The following is a 14169-nucleotide window of genomic DNA, read 5'->3' as shown; positions in this document are numbered from 1 at the left end:
GAGTCTTCGATATACCGAGCTAAGGTTGAGCATTATGCACTTATGAATGTTACCATAAATGATTGGGGCAAGCAAGTAAAAACCGTTACTTCGTTGACTCTATTGTAGATCGTTAAAATATTGTATAGCTTCTTGTTTATCTTTTTCGATTTGCGTTTTTAAAGCATCAATACCGTCAAATTTTCTTTCGCTTCGAATACGTTTATACCAAGCTACATGTACTTCTTCGCCATAAATATTCTTATCAAAATTTAAAATATGAACCTCAATGGACAATTGCTTATCGTTAGGATCTTTAAAGGTTGGTTTGTACCCTACATTGCAGACACCATCATACCAAGCATTTTGGACTAGTAGACGAACAGCATAGACCCCACTTGCCGGAATAAAGGTGCCTTCTAAAGCTTGGACATTTGCAGTTGGGAAGCCAATTGTTCGACCACGTTTATCACCATGTACAACCATTCCGTTAATTTCAAATGGCCGTCCTAATAATGTTCTCGCCGCTTCCATATCACCCTCTTGTAAAAGTTGGCGAATACGGGTTGAGCTGATTTTCTCCACATCATCCGTTCTCTTCTCAACAATTGTCACACCATAATCACCATTGCTTAATGCACGCATATCTTCCATTGTCCCTTTACCGAATGCCCCAAATGAATAATCGAAGCCAGCCGTCACATGTTGAATATTTAATCCACGAATAAATGTATCAATAAATGCGGCTGGAGATAGCTTAGCAAAATCAGATGTGAAATGGACAACGAATACTGTATCCACGCCTTGTTCTTCAAAAAGCTGTAATTTCTGCTGTAAGAGTGTAATATAAAAAACCTTTTCGTTACGCCCTCCAAGGACTAATGATGGATGCGGGTCAAATGTCATTACTGCACTTGGAATTTGACGCTTTTCTCCCTCTTCCTTTGCCGCCTTGATAACAGCCTGATGCCCTCTATGTACACCATCGAAAAAGCCAAGCGCTAATGAATAGGGCTGCATGCTTTCTCTTTGCTGTAATTGATGTGGGTATTTTAAATGAATGACCTCCATTGAAAAATCCTCCTACTCTATCGTCGGAAACATCTTGTGTGGTTTCATCAAACCTGCCTTTGTAGGGTGAGCTTGATAAACCGCAACTACCTTTCCATTGATTCCAAAGACAATTTTATCATGTATCTTTAACAATGTATCTGCTGGAAGCACTTGTCCATTGAAAATTTCTTTTTCATTGGCAGAAGTAATCTCAATATATGGATAGTCTGTTAATGCATACTCGACAGGTAAAATACAAGTAGTTACCTGCTCTGCATCCATAAGCTCCGCCACCTGTGCTAGCGTAAAACAGTTATCGCGCGTAAAGGTACCTGAAGCAGTACGTACGAGCTCTTTCATATGCGCTGGATAACCAAGAGCCTCTCCAATTTGGACAGCTAATGTACGGATATAAGTGCCTTTACTACAATCGATACGAACTGGGAATGTTATCTCCTGCCCCTCGTAGGATTCATTGTCATCGAGAAGCTCTAAAGCATAAATGGTAACTTGACGAGTAGGTCTTTCAACTGTTTCACCTTTTCGAGCATATTCATAGAGACGTTTACCATTTACCTTGACCGCTGAAAACATTGGTGGAGTTTGCTCAATAACACCTGTTAATGAAGCTAAAACCTCTTGCAACTGCTCACGAGAAACCTTCTTAACTGAAGGATCCTCTGCAACCGTTTCGCCCTCTGCATCCTCCGTTGTCGTTGTACGACCAATGGAAATAATAGCTTCATAGGTTTTCCCTGCATCTGTTAAATATTCTGCAATTCGAGTGGCTTGGCCAATACAAATTGGTAGTACTCCTTCCACACCTGGATCCAAAGTCCCTGTATGTCCAACCTTTTTTGTACGTAAAATTTTACGTAGCTTAAAGACACAATCATGGCTTGTCATGCCTCTTTCTTTCCAAAGCGGTAGAATACCGTTCATATACATCCTCCCAAATTGCCTTTAAAATAAAATTTACCTAGTATTATTACTAGATCAAAAATCTTCTTTATGAAGATAAAAAGCCTGCCTGCATAAACATGCAAGTGGCAGACTTTTCTAGCTTATTCTTTGTGTAAATCTCTCAGCAATGTATCAATACGGTTTCCGTACTCAATCGATGAATCGAATTCAAAGATTAATTCTGGTGTGCGTCGTAAACGAATACGTGAACCAATTTCTGATCGAATGAAACCAGAAGCTTTTACTAAAGCTTTAATCGTTTCCTCACGTTCACGTTCATTGCCTAAAGATGTAATATAAATAGTCGCTTGCTGTAAATCACCCGTTACCTCAACACCTGTAACAGTAACAAAACCAACACGCGGATCTTTAATTTTACGGCCAAGAATATCACCAAGCTCTTTTTTCATTTGCTCAGCAACACGGTTTGAACGTAGAGACATAATTTGTCACCTCTATTTCGATGTACAGATAGTTGGTCTTTTCATGCTACTTAGCTATCTCAACTACCTACTATTTCTTATAAATAGTCTCGCCACACATTAAGCTGTTCCCATGACGGATTTGACTCTAAATAGTGGAGCGCGTGATTAATTTCCCGTTCAGCTGCCTCTTTCGATGAAGAAACAGCTACAAGTGCTAATTTGGTGCGCTGCCATACGTTTTGATGGTCAATTTCCGCAATAGAAACATTAAACTTCTGCTTAGTGCGGGTAATCATACGCTGTAAGACAGCACGTTTTTCTTTTAACGAATGGGCAGTTTGAATGATAAATTCAACTTCTGCGTATACAATCATTATACTCGTTTAACTTCTTCCATAATGTAGGCTTCAATAATGTCGCCTTCTTTAATATCGTTGAAGTTTGTAATCGTAATACCACATTCGTATCCTCTTGCTACTTCTTTTACTTCGTCTTTGAAACGCTTAAGCGTATCTAACTCACCTTCAAAAATAACTACGTTATCGCGAATTACACGAACGCCTGAATCGCGTGTTACTTTTCCTTCAGTTATATACGAACCAGCAATTGTACCAACTTTTGATACTTTAATTGTTTGGCGAACTTCTGCTTGACCAATAATTTTTTCTTCAAATTCAGGATCAAGCATACCTTTCATTGCTTGCTCAATCTCTTCAATTACTTTGTAAATGATACGGTGTAAACGAATATCTACGCCTTCTTCTTCTGCAGCACGTTTTGCATTGACATCTGGACGTACATTAAAACCAATAACAATAGCATTGGAAGCGGCAGCAAGAGAAATATCAGATTCCGTAATGGCACCTGCACCAGTGTGAATAATTTTCACATTTACGCCTTCTACATCAATTTTCATTAATGATGCAGCCATTGCTTCTACAGTACCTTGTACGTCTGCCTTAACGATTAAGTTCAGCTCTTTCATTTCGCCTTGGCTCATTTGCTCAAATAAGTTATCAAGCGTTACACGTTGTTTTTCAGAACGTTGTGCTTGGATAGCTGACATCGCACGAGTTTCACCAACTTGACGAGCTGTTTTTTCGTCTTCAAAGACAACAAAACGGTCCCCTGCTTGAGGTACATCATTTAAACCTGTAATTTCTACTGGTGTTGATGGTCCAGCTTCTTTCACACGACGGCCTTTATCATTCACCATTGCACGAACTCGACCAAATGTATGACCGACAACGATTGGGTCACCCACTTTTAATGTACCATCTTGCACTAACAGCGTAGCTACTGAACCGCGCCCTTTGTCTAGCTGCGCTTCAATTACTGTTCCAAGAGCTAAACGGTCAGGATTTGCTTTTAGTTCTCCTACTTCTGCTACAAGTAAAATCATTTCTAGTAATGTGTCAATGCCTTCACCTTTTAATGCAGAAATTGGTACGAAAATTGTTTCGCCACCCCATGCTTCAGGAACTAAGCCGTGTTCAGTTAATTCTTGCATCACACGATCTGGATTTGCAGACGGTTTATCCATTTTATTCACAGCTACAATAATTGGTACTTCTGCAGCTTTAGCGTGATTGATTGCTTCTACTGTTTGTGGCATTACACCATCATCAGCAGCTACAACTAAAATAGTTAAATCCGTTACTTTTGCACCACGTGCACGCATTGTTGTGAAAGCAGCGTGTCCTGGTGTATCAAGGAAAGTGATTTTTTTGTCACCTTCTGTTACTTGGTAGGCACCGATATGTTGCGTAATGCCCCCAGCTTCCCCAGCAGTCACTTTAGTATTACGAATTGAATCTAATAATGTTGTTTTACCGTGGTCAACGTGACCCATGATTGTCACAACTGGCGGACGTTCTGATAATGTAGCTTCATTTACTTCTTCTGTTTGTTCGAAGTGTGTTTCTAAGTCCGTAATATCTACACGGATCTCTTCTTCCACTTCTACACCATAGTCTGCGCAAATTAATTCAATTGCATCCTTATCTAATTCTTGGTTAATTGTTGCCATTACCCCAAGCATGAATAATTTTTTAATAATTTCAGATGGCTCACGGTGTAATTTTTTTGCTAATTCTGCCACTGATAATGATTCAACAAAAGTAATTTTTTCTGGTAGTTCCTTTTGTTTAACTGGTATTGATGGTTGATGCGTTTTTGGATGGCGACGTTTGCCTCCATGAATCCCTGGTTTTGGACGTTGGTTGTAACCACCGCCACCTCTACGATTATTATTATTGTTATTATTATTATTTTGTGTCATATTTCTGTTTTGATTACCTTTTGTATTCTTAGATTTTTCGTTAGACGAATTTGAGTGTTGCTGAGTGTGTTGCTGATTATTTGCTTTAGGCTTAGAAGTAGCAGATTGCTGCCTTTGACCTTCTTGCTTTTTCACCGAATGGTTTTGTTGACCGTTCGATTGAGGTTTTTGTGATATGTTTTGAGTTGCTTGTTTTCCTACATTTTTCTCAGGTGTTGCTTTAAATGTATGGTTTAACTTTGACACGATGTCTTTCTCTAACATAGACATATGATTAGTTACACTCACATTTAATTTACTAAGTGCTTCAATAACCTCTTTACTCGTTTTATTCACTTGTTTCGCATATTCATGAACTCTGATTTTGGTCATCTGCTCACCCCCGATTATTTTTCGTTGAGTAGACTAGACAATTTACTTGCAAAACCTTTATCGGTAATCGCTAAAGCCACTCGGGCCTCCTTACCTGTAGCATGTCCTAGATCGTAACGATCTCCAATTACATGATACTCAACGTTGTAGTACGTGCACTTATCTTGAATCTTCTTACTTGAGTTTTTAGAAGCATCGTTTGCAAGCAGTACTAACTTAGCATTGCCATTGCGGACTTCCTTTACTACTAACTCTTCTCCTGAAATCACTTTACGGGCTCTCGCCGCAATTCCAAGCAAATTAAATATTGCTTGATTAATCATAAAATTGACTCCCTACGAATTAGCAAAATAAGCTCCTCGTAAATTTCTTCAGGAATTTTCACATCAAGTTGGTGCCCCAATACATTTTTCTTACGAGCGATATCAATTGCCTTCTCTGATTTAGAGACATAGGCACCACGCCCAGGTTTTTTCCCGGAGATATCTACACTTACTTCGCCCTCTTTTGAACGAACAACACGTATCATTTCTTTCTTTGGTAGCATTTCTCCAGTCGCTACGCATTTACGAAGAGGTATTTTTTTGTTAACAGCCATAAGAATCACCATTCCTCTCTGAAGCTTGTCGTAAGAGGTGGACAAGTCGTGCTCTACTTGACGCTCTGACAGTATTCAGTCGGCGTAGGGGGCCCACTGAATACTGTCAGGTAACTCGTCACACGGGCTTCCTTACTTATTCTTCGTCGTCTTGATATAAATCTACTGCCACTTCGTCAAAATCACTTTCTTCATCCTCAGCAGGTACGAAAGTGCTTGTAGCAGATGGATAGATACCTAATTCACGAGCATCTGTCTCACTCTTAATATCAATTTTCCAGCCAGTAAGTTTTGCAGCTAAACGTGCATTTTGTCCACGTTTACCAATAGCTAGCGATAATTGATAGTCTGGTACAACAACTGTTGTAGATTTTTCTTCTTCGTTTACTTGAACATCTAAAACTTTCGATGGGCTAAGTGCATTGGCAACAAATACCACAGGATCTTCCGACCATTCTACGATATCGATTTTTTCGCCGTTTAATTCGTTAACAATTGTTTGTACACGAGCACCCTTAGCTCCAACACAAGAACCTACTGGATCTACTTCTTCGTTATGTGCATAGACAGAAATTTTTGAGCGATCTCCTGCTTCACGAGCAATCGATTTAATCTCTACAATTCCTTCGTAAATTTCAGGTACTTCCATCTCAAATAATCGGCGTAATAAGCCAGGATGTGTTCGAGATACAATCACTTGTGGACCGCGTGTTGTACGTTCAACCTTTGTAATATACACTTTGATGCGATCATGTGGATGATAAGTTTCGCCTTGGATTTGCTCATTAACTGGCAATGCCGCTTCTACTTTCCCTAAACCTACATAAATATTTCGCGCATCTAAACGTTCCACAACACCTGTTACGATATCATCTTCACGATCGACATATTGCTCGTAGATTAAACCACGTTCCGCTTCACGTACGCGTTGTGTTACGACCTGTTTAGCTGTTTGAGCAGCAATACGGCCGAAGTTACGTGGCGTTACTTCTTGTTCCACGATATCTTCTAATTGATAAGCTGGGTTAATAACCTTTGCGTCCTCTAAAGAAATTTGTAGACGATCGTCTTCTACTTCTTCCACAACATCTTTACGTGAAAACACGCGAATAGAGCCCTTATCTAAATTTAAGTCCACTCGAACATTTTGTGCTTGGTTGAAGTTGCGTTTGTAAGCTGTGACTAATGCCGCCTCAATTGCTTCAATTAACACATCTCTTGAAATTCCTTTTTGTTCTTCTAGCGCATTCAGCGCATCTAACAAATCACTACTCATTTTGTTTTCACTCCTAAATATGCATTATGCTTAAAAATCGATGGCTAGTCGTGCCAATGCGATCTTTTCTTGTTCTATTGTTACTGTAATTTTACGCGTTTTAACGCGCACTTCCATCACTAATGTATGTTCATCGTAGGATGTTAAGTAGCCTTGGAATTCCTTCATGTCCTTAATGGGCTTATAGGTTTTTACATAAATAAACTTACCAATTGCCTTTTCAAAATCAGCATCCTTTTTTAATGGACGCTCCGCTCCAGGTGATGAAACTTCTAAATAATAGTTTTGTGTAATTGGATCTTTTTCATCCAATAACAAACTTAGTCGTTCGCTGACTTGAGCACATTGATCAATGTCGATGCCACCCTCTGGTGTATCAACATAGACGCGTAAAAACCAGTTACGCCCTTCTTTTACGAACTCAATATCCACTAACTCCAGATTTAACTCATCTACTATTGGTTTAGCGAGCTCTTCAATTAAAGATGGTACTTTGCTCATTATTTCCTCCTGTATCTATTCTAGCGTGTCAATCATTCATTACAGTATTGGTGGTGTAATGAACCATAATAAAACAGAAATTCCACCAGTTGCTTTGGTGAAATTTTACGGTCTTACCTGCTGTTAGTCAAAATTTGTTTTGCTACGGTATAACAACAGAAAAGAGCGGGTAAGCCCCACTCTTTTGCTGGAAAAATATCAACAAATTATTACCATTAGAATAGCATAGTTCTTGGTATAATGCAAATTTCCTTCATTCAAGATAACCATATTGTGACAGGATTTTGAAATAACAATGTTTTCAAAGATTATACTTTGAATGAATCAACATCTTAAAAGAGTGATAACTGATTGGCATCAGGCATACCTTCTAAACAGCCCAGCTGATCCATGTATTCGATTAGTGTCTTCGAAACACGGCCACGTTGCTGTAAATCCTCCTTCGATAAAAACTCCCCATCTTCTCGAGCAGCCACTATCGTTTTGGCCACGTTCGTACCAAGTCCTGGGATCGCATCAAAAGGTGGAATTAGTGTATTGCCTTCAATGACAAATTCACTTGCCTGCGAACGGTACAAATCAACTTTCTGGAAGCTCATGCCTCGTTCACACATTTCCAGTGCTAGCTCCATTACTGTTAATAAGTTCTTCTCTTTTGTAGAAGCATCTAGACCCTTTAAATTGATTTCGTCAATACGTGCACGAATCATTTGTGAACCTTGAACCATAGAAATTAAATCAAAGTCATCCGCACGTACCGTGAAATATGCTGCATAGTACAGGATTGGGAAATGGACCTTAAACCAAGCAATACGAACCGCCATTAATACGTATGCGGCAGCATGGGCTTTCGGGAACATGTATTTTATCTTTTTACATGACTCGATATACCAGCCTGGTACTTTATTGGCGAGCATCTCTGCTTCAAATTCCTCTGATAAGCCTTTTCCTTTACGTACAGACTCCATGATTTTAAATGCTAACGATGGCTCTAGACCTTGGTAAATTAAATACACCATAATATCGTCACGACAACCAATTACTTCTTTCAGGACACATGTCCCGTTATGAATTAATTCTTGTGCGTTACCTAGCCAGACGTCTGTTCCATGAGATAATCCGGAAATTTGCACAAGCTCTGAGAATGTAGAAGGCTTTGTATCCTCTAACATTTGCCGTACGAAGCGAGTACCGAATTCAGGAATACCTAATGTTCCGGTCTTACAGCCAATTTGTTTTTCAGTGACACCTAACGTTTCAGGTGAACTAAAAATTTGCATGACGACAGGATCATCAGTAGGAATCGTTTTCGGATCTATTCCTGATAAATCCTGTAGCATTCTAATAACCGTCGGATCATCGTGTCCAAGTATATCTAGTTTTAAAATATTATCATGAATCGAGTGGAAGTCGAAATGGGTTGTGCGCCATTCTGCATCCTGAGCATCTGCTGGGAACTGTACTGGCGAGAAATCATAAATATCCATATAATCAGGTACTACGATAATTCCCCCTGGGTGTTGCCCACTAGTTCGCTTGACCCCTGTACATCCTTGCACTAAACGATCCACCTCAGCTCCACGGAAATGTAAGTTGTGATCATTCGCATAGCCTTTGACATAACCATATGCTGTTTTCTCCGCCACCGTACCGATTGTTCCTGCACGGTACACATAATCCTCACCAAACAATACCTTGGTATAATTATGGGCTTTCGGCTGGTATTCACCAGAAAAGTTTAAATCGATATCGGGTACCTTATCCCCTTTAAAGCCAAGGAAGGTTTCGAATGGGATATCTTGTCCATCTTTTTTATAAGGTGTTCCACATTCTGAGCAGTCTTTATTCGGTAAGTCAAAGCCTGAGCTAACCGAACCATCATCAAAAAACTCCGAATGCTTGCAATTTGGACAAACATAATGCGGAGGCAATGGGTTAACCTCCGTAATTTCCATAAAGGTTGCCACTAATGAAGAGCCTACGGAACCACGAGAACCTACTAAATAACCGTCAGCTAAAGATTTCTTCACCAGCTTCGCAGAAATTAAATAAATTACACCAAAACCATGTCCTAAAATAGATTTTAGTTCTTTTTCAATGCGAGCTTTTACAATTTCGGGTAGCTCCTCACCGTAAATATGATGAGCCATTTCATATGTTAAATTGGTTACTTCATCATCAGAGCCTTCAATTTTGGGTGTATATAAATCATCCTTAATCGGCTTAACATCTCCAATGCTATCAGCTACTTTTTGTGCATTCGTCACAACAACTTCTTTAGCCAGATCTGGTCCTAAGAAATCAAATTCTTTTAGCATTTCATCAGTTGTTCTAAAATGCACCTCAGGTAGTTTGGATCGATTTAAGATGTTTGCACCACCTTGAGAGCCAACGAGTATTTGTCTAAACATAGCATCAGTGGGGTCTAAATAATGAACATTTCCCGTTGCGACAACTGGTTTATCGAGCTTCTTCCCTAACTTAACAAGCTTTCGAATGATATCCTCTAATGTCCATTCATCACGGACGACATTCCGTTCAATTAATGGTGCATATACCGCCTTCGGTTGTACCTCAATATAATCATAGAATTTTGCCACCTGTTCGGCTTCCTCAGGTGATTTATTCATCATCGTTTCAAATAATTCACCATTACTACAACCAGAACCGACTAGTAAACCTTCTCGATATTGCTCTAAAACAGCTCTTGTCACACGAGGAACTCGATAGAATGTTTTTGTATGGGCATGTGAAACAATTTTAAACAAATTCTTTAAGCCCGCATTATCAACAGCTAAAATAGTACAATGCATAGGTCGACCTTTTTTATAAGCGTCCCCACCACCAATATGCTTATTAAAATCATCATGGTATTTAATGACTAATTCATCGGCATCTTTTAATAATTGTAATAGTAAATAGCCTGTCGCCTCTGTATCGTATATCGCTCGGTGATGTTGTGTTAATTCAATATTGAATTTTTTACAAAGTGTATTTAAACGGTGATTTTTCATTGTTGGGTACAGCAATCTAGCTAGCTCTAATGTATCGATGACTGGATGTGTTGTTCCTTCAAGACCAAATTTTTTATAGCCTGTATACAAAAAACCAATATCAAATGACGCATTATGAGCGACAACAATCCCATCTCCAATAAATGCATGAAACTCTTTTATAACTTGCTCTACTTCCGGTGCATGACGTACCATATCATCTGTAATACCTGTTAATTCAATAGTCGTTGCTGAAAGCGGATGATGTGGGTTTGCAAAGCTTTCGTATTTATCAATGACTTGGCCATCTTTAATTTTTACTGCCGCCAGCTCAATAATTGTATCGTAAGCAGTTGATAACCCGGTCGTTTCCACGTCAAAGACAACATAAGTGGCTTCTTCTAATAAGCGGTGCTCTGGTGCATAAGCTATAGGGACACCATCATCAACTAAATTAGCCTCCAGGCCATAAATTACTTTAATACCATGCTTTTTCCCTGCTGCATATGCTTCAGGGAAGGATTGGACAACAGCATGATCTGTAATAGCTATTGCTGGATGACCCCATTTTGCTGCCTGTGCAACTAGTCGATCAACGGGCGTCACAGCGTCCATTTGGCTCATTGGTGTATGCAAATGTAGCTCTACTCGCTTTTCACCCTCTGGTGCTAGATCCTGACGTGTTTCTTTTTTTATTTCATTAATATCATTAGCCATGACGATTAAATCACGAATAAATGTATCTGTTTGGACGGAGCCTCGAACTTTAACCCACATTCCCTTTTTTAGGTGCTGCATCAATTCAGCATCGTCATTATCACGTGAGAACATTTTGACGATGATAGAGTCCGTATAGTCAGTAATTTTAATTTGTAATAAAGAACGTCCACTTTTCAGTACTTTAATTTCTGCATCAAAGACAAAGCCCTCAACAATCACACGGCGCTCCTCTTCAACAATCCGTTTAATTTCCATAATTTCATCGTCTTTAATAAGCATACCAAGCTGGAATGGACGATCACCAAGGTTCGCAATAGCTGGATTGTCCTTCTTCTCTTGCTCTCGTTTTTGGAAATCCTGCATCGCTTGCTGAGATAGAGCTGCTTCTTCCATGCGCTTTTGTTCCATAAACGCTTCCTGAGCAGCAATCATTTCTTCCGTTTGTTCTTGAAGCACAAAATCTATCGCCATTTTTGGAAAACCGAATTGACAATAGCTTTCTGCTAGCTTGTCGGCATACTTCGTTTTTAACATCATAAATTCCATTTCCTGCATACAGGCTAATGTGATTTTCTGACCATTCCACATCGGCACTTGAGAGATAAGGCAATTTTTCAATGTTGGTGCCATCTCATCAATTTGCTCAACAACATTTAGCCAATAAGCTTGGACAAGTTCCTCTGTCACAGTTTTCTCTTGTGTCTCAATGGTTGTATAAACCTGTGCGATTGCTGAAAATTTATCTGTTAAATGGGTACGGAAAAGCTGGTAAAGCGGAAATGGCAGTATATCACGTAATTGAATAGTAAAATGCCATAGTCTATCCTTTTTATGGACCGTTAGCCGTGATAACTCACCTTCTTCAAAAAATGACATGTACACATCATCTGTTAACTCTAGTTGCTGTAAAAGCATTCGAAATCTCGTTCTTGCCTCTTGTTGCTGTTCCAATCTATTGACACCTACTTTCAGAAGGAGGCATTCCATATAAGCCTCATTTTCTAATTCATCTTCAACATAGGACAAGAATGCCAGAAAAAAATTCGCTCCCTCACTGCGGGTGCTCTTCAAGCTTAACAGAGAGTCTAGACTATCTGTTTTTCTTTGCTTGGCTCACTGTCCCGCAGAATTGTCGCGAATTTATTTATTCCTATTTTATCAAAATTACATGAAAGCCTCTATTAGAAGCATTCACTACCATTTAAAACCAACCATAAGAGGTTATTAATTTTTACGGAAAAATTCATTTAAGCGGTCAATCACTTCTTCTTTTTTCCATTCAAATGTTTCCCCAGTTTGTCGGAACTTCACTTCCACAATACCTTCTGTTGCTTTTTTACCTACCGTTACGCGGACAGGTAAACCAATTAAATCAGCGTCCGCAAATTTAACGCCTGCACGCTCAGCACGGTCATCTAGTAGTACATCATAGCGATATGATTTTAATAAGCCGTAAAGCTCATCTGCTAAAGCTACTTGCGCTTCATCTTTCGTATTTACAGGAACAACATGGATATCGTACGGAGCTAATTGTGTTGGCCATGTAAAGCCATTTTCATCTTGGAAATGCTCAGCTACCGCAGCTAGAATACGAGAAACACCAATACCATAGCAACCCATGATAAATGGTTGAGATTTTCCTTGCTCATCTAGGAAAGTACCATTCATTTTAGCAGAATAAGTAGTACCTAGTTTGAAAATATGACCAACCTCAATGCCTTCCGCGAATTTAATCGTACCTTGTCCATCTGGAGAAGGATCACCCTCTTGAATAAAACGAATATCTAAGTAGTCATTCACAGCAAAATCACGCTCAGGATTAACATTTACTAGATGGAATCCATCTTCATTCGCACCTGCAATACCATTACGAATAGATTTAATCGCATGATCAGCTACTACTTTTACGTCTACTGGTAACTTCACTGGCCCAATGGAGCCAACACCACAACCTAATAGCTCACGAATCGCAGCTTCACTTGCAAGCTCTACAGAACCCGCTTCAAGAGCATTTTTCAATTTAATATCATTGATTTCATGATCTCCACGTGCAAGAACAACAACAAGTTCTCCATCTACATCAAAGACAAGAGACTTTATAACATTAGCAGGCATTACTTGTAAGAATGCTGAAACTTCCTCAATTGTTTTTTGATCTGGTGTTGCTACTTTTTCAACTTCTTTTAAAGCTTCATCAGATGTCTGGTAATCTGCAATGACTTCAGCCATTTCAATATTTGCTGCATAGTCAGATGTATCTGAATAGGCAATTGTATCTTCTCCAATTTCAGAAAGAACCATGAACTCATGTGTACCTTTTCCGCCGATAGAACCTGCATCAGCGATAACAGCACGATAGTTTAAGCCAAGACGTGAGAAAATATTAGAATAAGCACGATACATATCATCATATGTTTCATCTAAGCTTTCACGAGATGCATGGAAGGAATACGCATCTTTCATAATAAATTCTCTTCCTCGTAGTAAACCAAAGCGTGGACGTTTTTCATCACGGAATTTCGTTTGAATTTGATAAAGTGTTAACGGTAATTTTTTATAAGATTTAATTTCATCACGTACTAAAGTTGTAATTACTTCTTCATGTGTTGGCCCCAATGCAAAATCACGGTCATGACGGTCTTTTAAGCGCATTAATTCTGGACCGTATTTTTCCCAGCGACCTGACTCTTGCCAAAGCTCAGCAGATTGTAGAGATGGCATTAATAGCTCAATCGAATTGATGGCCTCCATCTCTTCTCGAATAATTGTTTCAATTTTTGATAACACACGTTTTGCAAGCGGTAAATACGAGTATACCCCACTTGTATTTTGACGAATAAACCCTGCACGTAGTAATTGCTTATGTGACTTTACCTCAGCATCAGCAGGTACTTCACGTAATGTTGGGATAAATGTTTTACTTTGCTTCATTCAGTGTTCCACCTTTTTTAATAGATAAGTTTATACTCTCAATAGCATAAACAAATTTAGCTTTGAGCGCAATGTTT

General features: G+C 39.2%; 11 protein-coding genes. All 11 read right to left on the bottom strand.

What is annotated here, in order from left to right:
• Positions 1-99: 99 nt before the first annotated feature.
• The 11 genes from ribF to PI85_RS11835 all read right to left on the bottom strand — a co-directional run bounded on the left by ribF (position 100) and on the right by PI85_RS11835 (position 14092).
• Positions 100-1050, bottom strand: coding sequence for a riboflavin biosynthesis protein RibF (ribF, locus tag PI85_RS11885; protein WP_008178983.1), 951 nt, complete (start codon positions 1048-1050; stop codon positions 100-102).
• A gap of 12 nt (positions 1051-1062) precedes the next feature.
• Positions 1063-1974, bottom strand: a complete 912-nt coding sequence (gene truB / locus PI85_RS11880; RefSeq protein ID WP_036124047.1) for a tRNA pseudouridine(55) synthase TruB — start codon at positions 1972-1974, stop codon at positions 1063-1065.
• 122 nt (positions 1975-2096) lie between these two features.
• Entirely contained in the window at positions 2097-2438 is a 342-nt protein-coding gene (gene rbfA, locus PI85_RS11875; protein ID WP_025113968.1) for a 30S ribosome-binding factor RbfA, read from the bottom strand.
• A gap of 77 nt (positions 2439-2515) precedes the next feature.
• A complete protein-coding gene (locus PI85_RS11870) occupies positions 2516-2794 on the bottom strand; it encodes a DUF503 domain-containing protein (RefSeq protein ID WP_008178987.1) in 279 nt (92 codons plus the stop codon).
• Positions 2794-5073 carry a translation initiation factor IF-2 gene (gene infB / locus PI85_RS11865; protein ID WP_036124044.1) on the bottom strand — a complete coding sequence of 760 codons (2280 nt, stop codon included), beginning with the start codon at positions 5071-5073 and terminating at the stop codon, positions 2794-2796. Before infB ends, PI85_RS11870 begins: the two co-directional genes overlap by 1 nt.
• A gap of 14 nt (positions 5074-5087) precedes the next feature.
• Positions 5088-5396 (bottom strand): YlxQ family RNA-binding protein, encoded by a 309-nt coding sequence (locus PI85_RS11860; protein WP_008178997.1) that lies wholly within the window; start codon positions 5394-5396, stop codon positions 5088-5090.
• Positions 5393-5671, bottom strand: coding sequence for an RNase P modulator RnpM (gene rnpM / locus PI85_RS11855; RefSeq protein WP_036124041.1), 279 nt, complete (start codon positions 5669-5671; stop codon positions 5393-5395). Before rnpM ends, PI85_RS11860 begins: the two co-directional genes overlap by 4 nt.
• 136 nt (positions 5672-5807) lie before the next feature.
• Positions 5808-6947 (bottom strand): transcription termination factor NusA, encoded by a 1140-nt coding sequence (gene nusA / locus PI85_RS11850; RefSeq protein WP_036124039.1) that lies wholly within the window; start codon positions 6945-6947, stop codon positions 5808-5810.
• 30 nt (positions 6948-6977) lie between these two features.
• Entirely contained in the window at positions 6978-7448 is a 471-nt protein-coding gene (rimP, locus tag PI85_RS11845) for a ribosome maturation factor RimP (protein WP_036124036.1), read from the bottom strand.
• Between the two features lie 332 nt (positions 7449-7780).
• Entirely contained in the window at positions 7781-12112 is a 4332-nt protein-coding gene (locus PI85_RS11840) for a PolC-type DNA polymerase III (RefSeq protein WP_036127690.1), read from the bottom strand.
• Between the two features lie 273 nt (positions 12113-12385).
• Complete coding sequence (locus tag PI85_RS11835; protein WP_036124032.1) at positions 12386-14092, bottom strand: proline--tRNA ligase; 1707 nt, start codon at positions 14090-14092, stop codon at positions 12386-12388.
• Between the last annotated feature and the right edge of the window lie 77 nt (positions 14093-14169).

It is taken from the genome of Lysinibacillus sp. A1 (assembly GCF_000801965.1).
GTDB classification, from domain to species: Bacteria; Bacillota; Bacilli; order Bacillales_A; family Planococcaceae; genus Lysinibacillus; species Lysinibacillus fusiformis.
The sequence above is the reverse complement of the archived record's forward strand: the minus strand, read 5'-3'. Positions and strand labels throughout refer to the sequence as shown.

What these genes read in the sequence shown, in the direction of transcription:
- ribF (WP_008178983.1), bottom strand. Translation starts at nt 1,050, where the DNA reads ATGGAGGTCATTCATTTAAAATACCCACATCAATTACAGCAAAGAGAA.
- truB (WP_036124047.1), bottom strand. Translation starts at nt 1,974, where the DNA reads ATGAACGGTATTCTACCGCTTTGGAAAGAAAGAGGCATGACAAGCCAT.
- rbfA (WP_025113968.1), bottom strand. Translation starts at nt 2,438, where the DNA reads ATGTCTCTACGTTCAAACCGTGTTGCTGAGCAAATGAAAAAAGAGCTT.
- PI85_RS11870 (WP_008178987.1), bottom strand. Translation starts at nt 2,794, where the DNA reads ATGATTGTATACGCAGAAGTTGAATTTATCATTCAAACTGCCCATTCG.
- infB (WP_036124044.1), bottom strand. Translation starts at nt 5,073, where the DNA reads ATGACCAAAATCAGAGTTCATGAATATGCGAAACAAGTGAATAAAACG.
- PI85_RS11860 (WP_008178997.1), bottom strand. Translation starts at nt 5,396, where the DNA reads ATGATTAATCAAGCAATATTTAATTTGCTTGGAATTGCGGCGAGAGCC.
- rnpM (WP_036124041.1), bottom strand. Translation starts at nt 5,671, where the DNA reads ATGGCTGTTAACAAAAAAATACCTCTTCGTAAATGCGTAGCGACTGGA.
- nusA (WP_036124039.1), bottom strand. Translation starts at nt 6,947, where the DNA reads ATGAGTAGTGATTTGTTAGATGCGCTGAATGCGCTAGAAGAACAAAAA.
- rimP (WP_036124036.1), bottom strand. Translation starts at nt 7,448, where the DNA reads ATGAGCAAAGTACCATCTTTAATTGAAGAGCTCGCTAAACCAATAGTA.
- PI85_RS11835 (WP_036124032.1), bottom strand. Translation starts at nt 14,092, where the DNA reads ATGAAGCAAAGTAAAACATTTATCCCAACATTACGTGAAGTACCTGCT.